Genomic DNA, 13,125 nt, shown 5'->3' on the forward strand with positions numbered 1-13,125 from the left:
AACAGGGCTGGTTCGGCTGTCACTAACCACAAGCCCTCATCAACCATTATGCAAGCAACGTCGTTTACCTATCACGCTAAAATAAAAGAAGTTACGTCTGAAATCGGCAAGATCGTTGTCGGGCAGGACCGCCTCATAGACCGGCTGCTGGTCGGGCTGTTTACCGGCGGGCATATTCTGCTGGAAGGCGTTCCCGGTCTGGCAAAGACCCTGACGATCAATACGCTGGCTAAAGTACTTCAGCTTGATTTTCAGCGCATTCAGTTTACGCCTGACCTGCTCCCCGCCGATCTGATCGGGACGATGATCTATAATCAGAAAACGGGGGATTTTGAGGTTAAGCAAGGTCCGATTTTTGCCAACCTGATTCTGGCCGACGAGATTAACCGCTCTCCGGCAAAGGTGCAGTCTGCCCTGCTGGAAGCCATGCAGGAAAAGCAGGTGACCATCGGCGAAGAGACGTTTATTCTCAATCCGCCTTTTCTTGTTCTGGCTACGCAAAACCCTGTCGAACAGGAAGGTACCTATCCGTTGCCGGAAGCCCAGGTGGACCGGTTCATGATGAAGGTGTTCGTCGATTACCTGAGTAAGGAAGACGAACTACAGGTAATGCGGCGGATGTCGAATATGAACTTCAACTACGAAGTGCAGCCAATTCTGGAAACCGACGACATTACGGCCATCCGGAATGAGATCAACAACGTAAATATATCCGAGTCGCTGGAGCAGTACATCATTGAGCTGGTGTTTGCAACCCGCCGTCCGCTGGAATATAACCTGCGCGATGAAGCCCGTTATATTCAGTTCGGGGTGTCGCCACGGGCCAGTATCAACCTGAATCTGGCCGCCAAAGCCATTGCCTACTTCGACCAGCGCGACTATGTGTTGCCGGAAGACATCAAAGAGGTAATGCCGGACGTGTTCAATCACCGGATTATGCTTAACTACGAAGCCGAGGCCGACGGGGTCAATACCCTGCAGGTCATCGACTCCATCCTCCGCAAAGTCGCGATTGGACGATAAATTTATTGCGTGATTGGGTGAGTGAGCGATTGAGTGAATTAACGCAGAATTCACTCAATCGCTCACTCACCCAATCACGCATTGCCAGCTTATGTACGTAAAACCAAAGAAACACCTCGGGCAGCATTTCCTTGATGATCAGCGCATTGCCCAGAAGATAGCCGATCTGCTGACGGGGCATGACGGGTACAGGTATGTACTCGAAATTGGCCCCGGAACCGGCGTCCTGACTCAATACCTGCTGCCAAAATCAGAATACGAGACTTATGTAGTTGAAATTGACACGGAGTCGGTTACGTATCTGAAAAAATACTTTCTGCCACTCAAGGGCCGTATCTTCGAAGGCGATTTTCTGACGATGGATCCCGCTGTGTTTACCTTCGGGCAGGAAGGAAGTGAACCTCCGTTTGCCGTTATCGGCAACTTTCCGTACAATATTTCGTCGCAGATTTTCTTTAAGATTCTGGAAATCAAAGACCGCGTACCGGAAGTGGTCTGTATGCTGCAGCGGGAGGTAGCCCAGCGGCTGGCAGCGCCGGCCGGCAAGAAAGATTACGGTTTGCTGAGTGTGTTCCTGCAGGCCTGGTACGACATTACGTATGAGTTTACGGTAGATCCGGACGTTTTTATCCCGCCGCCGAAAGTGCATTCGGGTGTTATCCGGCTGAAACGCAATAAGGTAACGGAACTGGGTTGCGACGAACGGAAATTTACGCAGGTTGTCAAAGCAGGCTTTAACCAGCGCCGCAAAACACTCCGGAATGCGCTCAAACCGCTTGGCATTACCGAAGCCGCCGCCGCCAGCCACTTCATGGACAAACGCGCCGAGCAGTTGAGTGTCGCCGAATTTATCGAGCTTACACTGCTGATGAGCGACAAATCCGGCAAGGCTCCGGCCACTGAATAAACCGCAGACGTAACGACCCGTCTAACAAACAGACGTGGCCAACCGTTCTACCTGCATAGCAATCGTACTGTACTGACTAATGACTTTCGAGCTTACCAAAGAATACCTTGAACATATTCAGCTGGCAATTGAAGAGCGCGACGAAACGACGCTCAGAGCTGATATGGCGGAACTGTATCCGGCCGATATTTCAAGTATCCTGTATGAACTCGAACCCGACCGGGCCCATTACCTGCTTAACTTACTCGACCAGCAGGTGGGTGCCGACATTCTGGCTAACCTTGACCCTGCCGTCCGGTTAGACCTGCTCGAAACCTTTTCGTCGGCTGAGCTCGCTCCGCTCATTAACGAAATGGACTCCGACGACGCCGTTGACATTCTGAACGAACAGCCTATCCGCATTCGTGAAGAAGTCATTGCGTTGCTCGAAGACCGCGAACAAGCCCGCTTTATCCTCGACCTGCTCCATTACGACGAGGATGTGGCGGGCGGGCTGATGCAGAAGGAGTTAGTGAAGATCAACGTAAACCTGACCGTAAACGCCTGTATCGAGGAAATCCGTGATCAGACCGAAGATGTTGAGAAGGTTTACTCCGTCTATGTCGTTGACGATGCGGATGTGCTGCTGGGGCTGGTATCCCTGAAGCGGATTGTACTTGCCCGCCGGAATGCCAAAATCGCCGACATTTACACCCGGGACATTCTGTTTGTGGAGACCTACCGGCCGGTTGAGGAAGTGGCCGAGATCATGCAGCGCTATGACCTTGATGCCATTCCGGTCGTAAATGTGCAGGGACGTCTGCTGGGACAAATCACCATCGACGACGTGGTCGACGTCATTACCGAACAGGCCGATGAAGATATTCAGGCGATCTCGGGTCTGTCGGGTGAGGTCGAAGAAGATGATAATATCTGGGCCCGCTCGCGGGTGCAGCTCCCGTGGCTGGTTGCCGGGGCAGTGGGTAGTTTGCTGGCGGCCACAGTCATCAACGGTTTTCAAAGCCAGCTGAGCAAAATTGCCGCACTGGCGGCCTTCATTCCGATTATTGGCTCTACGGGCGGCAATGTCGGCATTCAGACCGCCTCGCTGATTGTACAGAGCCTGGCCGACACATCGGGACTAAGTACAACCTTGTCGCAACGGTTGTTACGCGCCTTTCTGGTGGCGATTATCAACGGCCTGGTAGTCGGGCTGATGGCCGGTACCTACACCTTTCTGATTGGCGAACCCCGTCTGTTCTGGGTTGTGGGACTATCGTTGCTGGCGGTCGTGATGCTGGCGTCGTTTATGGGGACAATCACTCCGCTGCTGCTCAACCGCATCGGCATCAATCCGGCAGTGGCCTCAGGGCCTTTTATCACCACCGCTAATGATCTGATCGGTATCGGGGTATATTTTACCATTGCCGAACTGCTCCTTGCGGAGGTATAAGTGCTTTTTTGCGCTACTTTCGTTACATTAGCACACATTTTACCAGCTACTTACACCGTTATGATCCGATACGCAACGCTTCTTTTACCGGTACTTGTTTTTTCCTATGGCTGCCAGCAAGCCGATAAAAAACAGCAGACCGATACAGCAGATACTCAGAAACCGGCAACCACCTGCTACCGGCTGGTGACCGGTCAGGATACCGTATCCATGCAGTTGACCACCAAAGGCAGTGACGCCGAAGGGGCGCTTACCTATAATTTTTATGAGAAAGACCGCAACCAGGGTACCTTCACCGGCACATTCCACGGTGACACGCTGCTGGCCAATTATACCTTTCAGTCAGAAGGTACCCAGTCAATCCGGGAGGTAGCCTTTCTGCGGCAAGGAGATGAACTGGTTGAGGGGTATAGCGATATGGAGGATCAGAACGGTAAATTTGTGTTTACCGACAAGGCTACCATCAGTTTCACCGAAGGCATCCGGCTGAAAAAAGAGTCGTGCAGGTAGGACCTTGAAAACCAGGAACGCCCTGCATTTTTATGCGGACAATTTTATTGCCTCTGAGGGTTAACAGATCTGGCTTTTTTCTTTTTATAAACCAGTACGCTTTCATGCGTTTTTGCCAGACCGAACAACCCTTTTGCTTTTATCTCCGCTTGCTTCTCAATAGTTGTCATAGCGTGATTTAAACGTTAAGCTACAATTTACACAAGCGTTAAATATACGCTGCTCTTCTCCCTCCCTCTCGGCATCTGGTAAGTTTTGGGTATTTTTGGCCCTCATTTGCCTAAAGAGACTTTATGATCGCCGTAATTCAGCGTGTTTCGCAAGCCTCCGTGACCATCAGCGGACAAGTAAAAGGAGAAATCGGTACCGGGTTTATGATCCTGCTCGGGATTACCCATGCCGATACCAAAGAAGATATTGACTGGCTCAGCAAAAAGATCGTGGGCATGCGCATCTTCAACGATGACGAAGGAAAAATGAACCTCGATCTGAAAGCGGTTGGCGGCAGCATCCTGCTCATCAGTCAGTTTACGCTCCATGCTTCCACGAAAAAAGGCAACCGTCCCAGCTTCCTCGAAGCGGCCAAACCAGACATCGCCATTCCGCTTTACGAACAAATGATTTCGCAGCTTTCGGCAGATCTGGGCCACCCTGTCCAGACCGGGGAGTTCGGGGCCGACATGCATGTTTCGCTGCTTAACGACGGGCCGGTAACGATAATTATTGATACCAAAAATCGTATTTAACTCTCTTTTACGTTAATTTTACCAGACTCCCCCTGCTCATTAGCACGCAGGCTGTAAACTGAATGGATTTTTTTCCGGCCGAATTAACTGATTACGTTGAAAGCCACACGTCGCCCGAAAGTGACGTTTTAGAACGGCTTAACCGCAATACACACGCTCACGTCCTTCGCCCGCGCATGCTGTCAGGGCATTTACAGGGACGTTTGCTGTCTATGCTGTCGCACATGCTTCGTCCACGGCGCATTCTCGAACTGGGTACCTATACCGGTTATTCCGCTTTATGCCTGGCCGAAGGGCTGGCTGACGACGGGCTGCTGATTACAATCGACAACAACGAAGAGCTGGAAGATTTTGCCCGCTCCTATTGGCAGCAAACTCCCTATGCCGGTAAAATTGATTTCCGGCTGGGCGATGCGGCTCAGATTATCAACAGCCTGGAAGAGGAATTTGACCTTGTTTTCATCGATGCCGATAAACGCAATAACGGAACGTACTTTGATCTGGTGATTGATAAAGTACGGCCGGGTGGCATCATTCTGGCCGATAACGTGCTGTGGAGCGGTAAGGTGGTGGGGCCGGTTAAAGCGTCGGATAAGGATACACACGCGGTTTTAGCCTTTAATGATAAAATAAATGCCGATCCGCGCGTTGAGAATATATTACTGCCGATCCGTGACGGGTTGATGATGATGCGCAAGAAGTGATTTCCTGTATTGACTAACACTGTTAACGAATAACCCATGAATAGACCGTACACCCTGACCTGCCTCTTCCTGCTCATCAGCTGGTTGACACTGGCCCAGCCTGTACCAACTCCACCCATTCCGGCTCAGGTCAATTTTGCCGGCATCTCTGTGAATTTTGATGATGGTGCCCGTAGCATCATTCAACAGGATGTCAGGGCGTTACTGTCGAACCGCCAGTTCTGGCAGGCCAAGCTCGACCGCGTTGTACTTTACTTCCCGACGATTGAAGCCATCCTGACCGACGAAGAGGTCCCGACCGATTTTAAATACCTGGCCGTCCAGGAGAGTTCGCTCCTTCCCGACGCGGTTTCGTCGTCGCAGGCGGTTGGATTCTGGCAGTTTAAAGAAGGGACAGCCATCGATCACGGCATGCGGGTCGACGGTGAGGTTGACGAGCGCCGGAGCATCACGGCCTCAACACACGGGGCGGCTAAATACCTCAAACGCAGCAATGGCATTTACAACAACTGGGTATCGGCCCTTTACTCCTACTACCTCGGCACCGGCGGCATCAGCAAACTGATTTCTCCGGACTGGGCCTATGCAAAGGAAATTTACCTGGACGGGCAGGCCGACCGGTATATGCTCCGTTTCTTCGCCCACAAAATTGCGATTGAGAGCGCGATTGCCAGCCACCAGACCGCCAATACCATTGCCCTGGTTGAGTATCCCAAAGCAAGCGGTAAAACCCTGAACCAGGTGGCCGAAGAAACGGGGGTAGAACCAACGGAACTCCGCAAATACAACCGCTGGGTATTAGCCGAAAATATCCCGAATGACAAGGCGTATTCGCTCATGATTCCGACGCCGAACAACCAGATTAACGATGTACGGCAAAAAATCGGGCAGGCAACCGACCGGCCAACCGCCGATTTTAGTCAGAACGATATTGGTTTCCCGGTGCTTCGTAAAATCACGACAGGCGTTCAGAGCAAAAACGATCCGATTCTGTATGAAATTAACGGGCTGCCCGGCATTCAGGCCCAGGCAGGCGATAATGCCGGTTCGCTGGCCCGTAAAGCACGTGTTAGCCTGTCGAGTTTCCTTCGGTATAACGAGCTAGGCGAACTGGACCCGATTGTGCCGGGCGAAGTGTATTACCTGGCCAAAAAGCGGAAGAAAGCGCTGGTACCGTATCATACGGTCCGGGAAGACGAAACGATCCGGAGCATTGCACACCGCTATGGCATCCGGACTAAGTTTATCATGCGCTACAACCGGCTCGACCGCGTCCAGAAACTACAGGTTGGCCGGGTGATGTGGCTGCGTGAAAAACGGCCAAGAGACCGCCCTGTTGAAGTGATAAACGCACCGACACCGCCGGTATATGACCGTACGCCGTCGATCCCGTCGAACCAGCCGGGTGTAAACCGGGCCATTGCCTCAACGCCTTCTGAGCAGCCGGCCGATGGTAACCCGACACGCAGTAATGACTACCCGAAAACGGCCGCCGACCGCAAGGTATACACACCGAAACTGGCCGGTACACCGGTCGACGAGCCCGCTACCAAACCGGCACCCACAACGCCGGCCCCGATTCCTGCCAATCCGGCACCGGTAAATACCCCGACCCGTACCGCACCGGCGCCATCGCGGTCAGCGGATAATCCGGCAGGTACGCAGCGTGTGGTCATTGTCCGGGACGGAAGCGGAACCTCAACCACCACAACACCGGTCGGCACTCCGTCAAATCCGACACGCCAACCGGCGGGTATTGACGAAAGCAGTATTCCGACCGACGACAAACCACCGATTAATGTACCAACCAAACCATCCGGCAACGGCGGTTTTGAGGTAACCGGCAACCCTTCGGGCGCGGGGCGTGCAACTGGTACCAAAGCCAAACCGTTTACGCCATCGGCCAGCAGTGCGCCCAAAACCGAACCGGTAACGCCACCGGCCAAAACACCGGCAGCGGCAACGGCGTCGAAAGGCGGGCGCGCAATGACCCATACCGTGCAGGGCGGACAAACCTACTACAGCATTTCAAAAATCTACGGCGTCTCGATCGACGATCTGCTGGCTTGGAATAGCCTGACGCTGGAAGACAGACTTTCTGTAGGTCAGCAGCTTAACATCCGGAATGTACCGGCAGGGTTCCCCGTCGGACAGGAAGTACGGCCGTCAACGGCAAGCAGTCAGCCTAAAGAAGATGTTGTTTATCATACCGTACAAAAAGGCGAAACGATGTTCCGGATTTCGAAACAATACAACGTTAGCGTGGAGCAAATCCAGCAATGGAACGCGCTGTCGGATGTAGCGGTGAAAGAAGGTCAGAAAATAAAGATCATCAAGCAACTATGATATTAATCGACAACACCTGCATCAGCGACGACGTTGCCGACAAGTTTTTTGTCTGTAATCTGGACAAATGCAAAGGTGCCTGCTGCGTAGAAGGCGATATGGGCGCCCCTCTGGAAGCCGGCGAGCCTGAAATGCTGAAGAAGATTTATCCGAAAATCAAATCATACCTCTCTCCTGCCGGTATAAAAGCCATTGAAGAACAAGGCCTTTACGAGCAGGATGTAGATGGCGACTATGTAACGACGACCGTTGGCGGCCGCGAATGCGTGTATGCTATTTATGACGACAGAGGTATCTTGAAGTGCGGCATCGAAGAGGCATATAACGACGGCGTGGTCGACTGGAAAAAACCGGTTTCCTGCCACTTGTACCCGATCCGCGTAACCAAATATGAGGCTTACCATGCCCTTAACTACGACCGCTGGCCGATCTGTAGTCCGGCCTGTAGTTTTGGCGAACAGTTACAGGTGCCGGTCTACAAGTTTGTTCGTGAAGCGCTCGTCCGCGCCTACGGACAGGAATGGTACGACAAACTGGTCGCCGCGATCGAGACCAAAGAATAGATGTCAACAACGCAAAAGCTCCGGAAGGGGCTTTTGCCCGTTAAGCCCATGCGTGATTATTTTCAGGATGTGTATGATGTAGTCCGGCAGATTCCGGCAGGCAGGGTCACTACGTACGGAGCGATTGCCCGCTATCTGAGCCTGCGGGCGGGGGCCCGTATGGTGGGCTGGGCCATGAACGGCTCGCATACCCAACCCGATATACCGGCTCACCGTGTTGTCAACCGGCTGGGCATACTGTCAGGCAAACACTTTTTTGGCTCCCCTACAGCCATGCAGGAACGCCTGGAAGCCGAAGGCATCCGCGTTGAAAATGATCAGATCGTTGATTTTACCAGCGTACTCTGGGATCCGGCGTCAGAGCTGACCGTCTAAAGATTTTTAAGGTACTTCTGCCCGCCCAGTGCCCGCATCTGCCGCGAGATCTGACGGGTTCGTCTGAGAATATAAGCTGACGGATTCTGGATAGAAAACTTAATCGGATTTGGTAATACCGCCGCAATACGGGCCGCTTCATCGCGCGACAGCAGCTTAGCAGTATGCCCGTAGTAGCGCTGAGAGGCGGCTTCCACGCCAAAAGTCAGCGGACCGGTTTCGGCCACGTTCAGATATACTTCGAGGATGCGCTTTTTGCCCCAGATCAGTTCGATCAGCACCGTAAAATAGACCTCCAGCCCTTTGCGGATATAGCTCCGCCCGTTCCAGAGAAAAACGTTTTTAGCCACCTGCTGAGAGATCGTACTGGCACCGCGCGGGCGTTTCCGGGTTTTATTTTCTTTGATAGCATCCTGGATCTCATCAAAATCAAATCCCCAGTGAACCGGAAACTGCTGGTCTTCCGACGCCACAACCGCCAGAGCTGCCTCCCTGCTGATTTCATCCAGCGAACGCCATTTTTTGTAAACCTTAGCCGATTTATCGTCGCCCATGGCGTCCAGCTTACGACTCACCACCAGCGGCGTTACCCAAACCGGAATGTACTTCAGGACAATTACCCAACCAATGGATCCAAGAAACAGCCAGATAAAGATCCGGATGGTGTACAGATAGACCGTATTCAGAATCGGATACTGACGGATCGCTGTCCGGATTTGCCGCAGCAGGTCCGGTGTTTCTTTCTCTGACGGTTCAGGGCGGGTATAATTCCCCGCAGACTTATGGCCAGAGCCATCTGCCGGACGGTTTTCAACCGTTTGCCGGGGGCGGTTACGAAACGTATTACGCGGAATATTCTGGTTATTTGGTTGCATAGGTGGCTGACTTCAGTGCGAAAATACAACTACGCAAACAATTCGGAAGCGACCCGGTCGGCGAAAAGTTTACCAGCTTCTGTTAATATTAACACATCGCCCTGAATAGTTACCCAACCAGCCGCCTGTAATTGAGCCAACGGTTTATGTTGTAGCGCTATAAAATCTGCCTGGAGCAGCCTGTTAAGTTCCGGAATGGAGCAGCCCCAGATGGTCCGCAAACCGGTCAGCAGGTATTCATTGACCTGATCCGCCACCGACAGTACCTCAGTTGTAGCGGGAATAGTGTGTTCGGCCAAAGCCCGGATATACCGGCTGTTGTTGGCTACATTCCATTGCCGTTCGCGGCCATTATACGAGTGCGCACTCGGTCCGATACCCAGATAAGGGCGTCGTTTCCAATAAGCCGAATTATGCCGGGCAAACTGGCCGGGCAGTGCAAAGTTGGAGATTTCGTAATGCACATACCCCGCCCCGGTCAACCCCGCAACAAGTTGTTCAAACTGCCCGGCCGCCAGCGCTTCGTCAACGGGTGTTAATTTCCCTTTCTGCTGCCACCGCCCGAATGCCGTATCCGGCTCAATCGTCAGCGCATAGGCAGATAGATGCGGCACCTGTAAGGCAAGCGCACTGGTCAGATCGCGCTCCCATACCTCCGGTTTTATACCGTAAATCAGATCAATGCTGATGTTGTCAAAACCAAGATCACGGGCCAGCTGTACGCAATGTTCTGCTTCAGCCGCAGTATGGGCCCGGTTCATCCAGCGAAGCGTTTCTTCGTCAAATGTCTGGATACCAACACTTAACCGATTTACAAACCGGCGGAAGAGTTGTAGATTTGCAGCGGTAAGATCGTCCGGATTCGCTTCCAGTGTAATTTCCGGATCGGCAATAACGGAGAAGTGCTGATAAATTGTCCCGAAAATCTGCTCCAGTTCGCCCTGATTAAGCAGAGAAGGGGTGCCGCCGCCGAAATAAATGGTCTCAAGCGGCCGGGCAGGCAGATAGTCATTTTGCAACCCGATTTCCTGACAGATGGCATCGACCATCGCCGGTTTCTGCTTCAGGCTGGTACTGAAGTGAAAGTCGCAATAGTGGCAGGCCTGCTTGCAGAAGGGGATGTGTAGGTAAAGATGCATTACAGTTTCTTTTCCAACACAATGACCAGCCCGTATGTTCCTTGCTGGGTACCGATGATATCGAAGCCTTGCCGGATATTCAGCAGCAGCATCGAACGCCACTGGTTATAAGTCTGGGTACGTACCGCCCGATAGCCATTATGACGGCACCACTCATGCTGCTCAGTCATGAGCCTTGTAGCCACACCATGCCCCCGGTAGTCTGGCTCGACACAACCCAGCCAGCTGTAAAAATGGCCTTCCTTTCGCTCATAGCCCATTTTGTAGCCAATGACACGATCATGACAACGCGCCAGCCAAACCGTCAGCCGCCGGTTTTGGTAGTAGCGCATTTCAGCCAGTACCTCCTCCCGCAACTGATTCGGAAACACCGTCAGGTGTAAATCCAGGAGTGATTGTAACAGCGGAGCCGATGGCAACCCGGTTACCATCTCATAGTGTATCGTTGCAGAATAATGTGTAACGCTATTGTTCACAGGATTGCAGTTTATCCCGCAAAAGTACGGTCAAATCCGATGCCGTTTATCGCTTATCAGTCAGGGCACTTTTTACAACGCTTGCCCTTCTTGTATTTTTTGCAGCATTTTTTCAGTACACACTCATCCATCAGTCGTGGTTTTTCCATGATGCTGAGAGGCATAATTCCTTCAGAGATGCTCACTACCAACGTTCCTTCCTGCTCCATTTCATGAATTCTTTCTACAAACCTACTATCTATTTATAATTAATCCAAATAAATTATCATCAATTACCAACGCTTTTACTGTGATCAAAGCGGCAACCGCTTTTTTTAGTATCTTTCCCCTACGCTGTTTTCCCGAACCCTATTCTTAAGACATGCTGCCAAAACCTGATCACTTACAACGACTTAAGGATTATGCACCCTTTCTGTTACGGGTTGTCTGCGCCTGGAAACTGTATGATGCTGCCGGGCATACGGCCCTACATCCGGCTGAAGGTATTCCCGGGTATGCCGACTGGCTCTCGACTCTGCACTTCCCGTTTCCGGTCGTTGCCGCTACGCTCTCGGCCTATACCGAATTTCTGGGCGCCATCAGCCTGTTGCTTGGCTGGAAAACGAGGTGGTTTTGTATACCATTAGTGATAAACTTTATCCTTGCAGTGATAGCCGGACATTGGGCAATCGGTGATAGTTTTACAAATACATTTCCGGCCCTGATCCTGTTGGCCACAAGCCTGTTTTTAGGGATCCATGGTCCGGGAAAACCGTCAATTGACGAAGGTATCTGATCATCAACCAGTAACGCGTAACGTGAAACATTTTTCCCTTTTATTTTTTCTCCTTTTTCCCTTTTTTGCCCAAAGTCAGTCTGTCACCGATACAACCCTCACCGGTTTGACCCGCAGTAAACTCACCCCGCTTTATTACGGCTTAGGTACTGACCGGCTCGGTGGCGCACGGATGGAAACCCTGGATTCGGCCATTGTCCTCCGGATTTCCGGTCTGGATACGACCCGCAGATACTGGCGTGTGCGGCTGGCTCCTTCGCTATCGGCCTATGTGCCGGTCGAGCAAGTACAGGTCGATACGCTGCTTCGGTTTCCTGCCCACGCGCTTACCGGCTCCTGGCGCACCTGGGGCGATACCACCAATGGCCCCATCCCGGGGCGTTTTGATTATCTGTCGGTGGCGTTACCAGCCCGGCTCCCCTACCGCAGCCGGCAGGAAGTAGACCCGAACCGCATTGTACTCGACATCTTCGGAGCTACCAGCAACACCAACTGGATAACGCAGATGCGCACGACGAAAGGCATTAAAAACGTCTGGTTTGAGCAGGTTGCCGATGAACAGCTACGGGTATATATTGAACTGAATCAATCAACTCACTGGGGATATTCTGTTTATTATCAGCGCAATGCGCTTATCACCCGCATTCGCCGCCGTCCGGATTCCGGAAAACTGAAGGGTTTACTTATTGCGGTTGATGCAGGACATGGCGGCAGCAATACGGGAGCGCGCGGCGAGCAGTCAAAACGACTGGAAAAGGAGTTTACACTGGATGTGGCGCAGAAACTCAAAAAAGAGCTCGAACGGTCCGGTGCCCTGGTGGTGCTTACCCGCAGCAAAGACACCAATATCGGCCCGACCGACCGGATCAGGGCCATGCGGCAATTACTGCCCGACCTGTTGGTCAGCATTCACTTCAACGCCTCGGGTACGGCCAGCGTTCGTGGTTTCAGTACGTATTACAAACACCTCGGCTTCCGGTCGCTAAGCCAGGCCGTCTTGCAGGAATTGCTGAAAGTAGACCCGCATGAGTTCGGCAATGTCGGCCATTTTAACTTTTTCTTTAACGCCCCGACCGACTACCCTAATGTCTTAGTCGAAGGCCCCTTCCTGAGCAACCCGGCCGACGAAAACCTGATTCTGGAAGAACGATTCCGGCAAAATATGGCGAAAGCCATCCGGAAAGGCCTGAAAAACTGGGTAAAAAAGAGCCAATAACATCCTGAGCGTGAATCTGGTTTGGTTCACGCTCAGGT

Annotated in this window: 15 protein-coding genes; 11 read left to right on the forward strand and 4 right to left on the reverse strand. The window is 52.3% G+C overall.

What is annotated here, in order from left to right; genetic code table 11:
* The first annotated feature begins 48 nt into the window (after positions 1-48).
* From BLX24_RS07240 to BLX24_RS07255, 4 genes are all read left to right on the forward strand, one after another.
* On the forward strand, positions 49-1,023 hold the full coding sequence (locus tag BLX24_RS07240; protein WP_071502452.1) for an AAA family ATPase: 975 nt from the start codon (positions 49-51) through the stop codon (positions 1,021-1,023).
* Positions 1,024-1,114: 91 nt separating this feature from the next.
* Positions 1,115-1,930 (forward strand): 16S rRNA (adenine(1518)-N(6)/adenine(1519)-N(6))-dimethyltransferase RsmA, encoded by an 816-nt coding sequence (gene rsmA / locus BLX24_RS07245; RefSeq protein ID WP_071502453.1) that lies wholly within the window; start codon positions 1,115-1,117, stop codon positions 1,928-1,930.
* 79 nt (positions 1,931-2,009) lie between these two features.
* Positions 2,010-3,362 carry a magnesium transporter gene (gene mgtE / locus BLX24_RS07250; RefSeq protein ID WP_071502454.1) on the forward strand — a complete coding sequence of 451 codons (1,353 nt, stop codon included), beginning with the start codon at positions 2,010-2,012 and terminating at the stop codon, positions 3,360-3,362.
* 60 nt (positions 3,363-3,422) lie between these two features.
* Complete coding sequence (locus BLX24_RS07255) at positions 3,423-3,872, forward strand: hypothetical protein (RefSeq protein ID WP_083421845.1); 450 nt, start codon at positions 3,423-3,425, stop codon at positions 3,870-3,872.
* A gap of 44 nt (positions 3,873-3,916) precedes the next feature.
* On the opposite strand, the gene BLX24_RS33830 is transcribed toward BLX24_RS07255, so the two are convergent.
* A complete protein-coding gene (locus BLX24_RS33830) occupies positions 3,917-4,042 on the reverse strand; it encodes a hypothetical protein (protein ID WP_262482978.1) in 126 nt (41 codons plus the stop codon).
* Between the two features lie 123 nt (positions 4,043-4,165).
* Between BLX24_RS33830 and dtd the strand changes: the two genes are divergently transcribed.
* From dtd to BLX24_RS07280, 5 genes are all read left to right on the forward strand, one after another.
* Entirely contained in the window at positions 4,166-4,618 is a 453-nt protein-coding gene (dtd, locus tag BLX24_RS07260) for a D-aminoacyl-tRNA deacylase (protein ID WP_071502455.1), read from the forward strand.
* Between the two features lie 62 nt (positions 4,619-4,680).
* Positions 4,681-5,322: an O-methyltransferase gene (locus tag BLX24_RS07265; RefSeq protein WP_071502456.1), complete on the forward strand. Its 642-nt coding sequence runs from the start codon at positions 4,681-4,683 to the stop codon at positions 5,320-5,322.
* Positions 5,323-5,358: 36 nt separating this feature from the next.
* Positions 5,359-7,668 carry a lytic transglycosylase domain-containing protein gene (locus BLX24_RS07270; RefSeq protein ID WP_071502457.1) on the forward strand — a complete coding sequence of 770 codons (2,310 nt, stop codon included), beginning with the start codon at positions 5,359-5,361 and terminating at the stop codon, positions 7,666-7,668.
* Positions 7,665-8,231, forward strand: coding sequence for a DUF3109 family protein (locus BLX24_RS07275; RefSeq protein WP_071502458.1), 567 nt, complete (start codon positions 7,665-7,667; stop codon positions 8,229-8,231). The genes BLX24_RS07270 and BLX24_RS07275 overlap by 4 nt, the downstream gene beginning before the upstream one ends.
* On the forward strand, positions 8,232-8,606 hold the full coding sequence (locus BLX24_RS07280; RefSeq protein WP_071502459.1) for an MGMT family protein: 375 nt from the start codon (positions 8,232-8,234) through the stop codon (positions 8,604-8,606). It abuts the gene before it with no gap.
* Here BLX24_RS07280 and mtgA read toward each other — a convergent pair.
* The 3 genes from mtgA to BLX24_RS07295 are packed head-to-tail and all read right to left on the reverse strand — an operon-like array spanning position 8,603 to position 11,096.
* Positions 8,603-9,481 (reverse strand): monofunctional biosynthetic peptidoglycan transglycosylase, encoded by an 879-nt coding sequence (gene mtgA / locus BLX24_RS07285; RefSeq protein WP_310590772.1) that lies wholly within the window; start codon positions 9,479-9,481, stop codon positions 8,603-8,605. The two genes, BLX24_RS07280 and mtgA, sit on opposite strands and share 4 nt — an antisense overlap.
* Positions 9,482-9,510: 29 nt before the next feature.
* Positions 9,511-10,620 (reverse strand): radical SAM family heme chaperone HemW, encoded by a 1,110-nt coding sequence (hemW, locus tag BLX24_RS07290; protein ID WP_071502460.1) that lies wholly within the window; start codon positions 10,618-10,620, stop codon positions 9,511-9,513.
* A complete protein-coding gene (locus BLX24_RS07295) occupies positions 10,620-11,096 on the reverse strand; it encodes a GNAT family N-acetyltransferase (RefSeq protein WP_229201729.1) in 477 nt (158 codons plus the stop codon). The genes hemW and BLX24_RS07295 overlap by 1 nt, the downstream gene beginning before the upstream one ends.
* Before the next feature lie 361 nt (positions 11,097-11,457).
* Between BLX24_RS07295 and BLX24_RS07300 the strand changes: the two genes are divergently transcribed.
* Together BLX24_RS07300 and BLX24_RS07305 are read left to right on the forward strand one after the other, a co-directional pair.
* Positions 11,458-11,871 carry a DoxX family protein gene (locus BLX24_RS07300; RefSeq protein WP_071502462.1) on the forward strand — a complete coding sequence of 138 codons (414 nt, stop codon included), beginning with the start codon at positions 11,458-11,460 and terminating at the stop codon, positions 11,869-11,871.
* Positions 11,872-11,977: 106 nt separating this feature from the next.
* A complete protein-coding gene (locus BLX24_RS07305; RefSeq protein WP_229201730.1) occupies positions 11,978-13,087 on the forward strand; it encodes an N-acetylmuramoyl-L-alanine amidase in 1,110 nt (369 codons plus the stop codon).
* Positions 13,088-13,125 lie beyond the last annotated feature (38 nt).

Source organism: Arsenicibacter rosenii, assembly GCF_001870735.1.
GTDB lineage: Bacteria > Bacteroidota > Bacteroidia > Cytophagales > Spirosomataceae > Arsenicibacter > Arsenicibacter rosenii.

Excerpts from the sequence above, each read along its gene's own strand:
- BLX24_RS07240 (WP_071502452.1), top strand. The coding sequence starts at position 49 with ATGCAAGCAACGTCGTTTACCTATCACGCTAAAATAAAAGAAGTTACG.
- mgtE (WP_071502454.1), top strand. The coding sequence starts at position 2,010 with ATGACTTTCGAGCTTACCAAAGAATACCTTGAACATATTCAGCTGGCA.
- dtd (WP_071502455.1), top strand. The coding sequence starts at position 4,166 with ATGATCGCCGTAATTCAGCGTGTTTCGCAAGCCTCCGTGACCATCAGC.
- BLX24_RS07270 (WP_071502457.1), top strand. The coding sequence starts at position 5,359 with ATGAATAGACCGTACACCCTGACCTGCCTCTTCCTGCTCATCAGCTGG.
- BLX24_RS33830 (WP_262482978.1), bottom strand. The coding sequence starts at position 4,042 with ATGACAACTATTGAGAAGCAAGCGGAGATAAAAGCAAAAGGGTTGTTC.
- BLX24_RS07265 (WP_071502456.1), top strand. The coding sequence starts at position 4,681 with ATGGATTTTTTTCCGGCCGAATTAACTGATTACGTTGAAAGCCACACG.
- BLX24_RS07275 (WP_071502458.1), top strand. The coding sequence starts at position 7,665 with ATGATATTAATCGACAACACCTGCATCAGCGACGACGTTGCCGACAAG.
- hemW (WP_071502460.1), bottom strand. The coding sequence starts at position 10,620 with ATGCATCTTTACCTACACATCCCCTTCTGCAAGCAGGCCTGCCACTAT.
- BLX24_RS07300 (WP_071502462.1), top strand. The coding sequence starts at position 11,458 with ATGCTGCCAAAACCTGATCACTTACAACGACTTAAGGATTATGCACCC.
- BLX24_RS07280 (WP_071502459.1), top strand. The coding sequence starts at position 8,232 with ATGTCAACAACGCAAAAGCTCCGGAAGGGGCTTTTGCCCGTTAAGCCC.
- mtgA (WP_310590772.1), bottom strand. The coding sequence starts at position 9,481 with ATGCAACCAAATAACCAGAATATTCCGCGTAATACGTTTCGTAACCGC.
- rsmA (WP_071502453.1), top strand. The coding sequence starts at position 1,115 with ATGTACGTAAAACCAAAGAAACACCTCGGGCAGCATTTCCTTGATGAT.
- BLX24_RS07255 (WP_083421845.1), top strand. The coding sequence starts at position 3,423 with ATGATCCGATACGCAACGCTTCTTTTACCGGTACTTGTTTTTTCCTAT.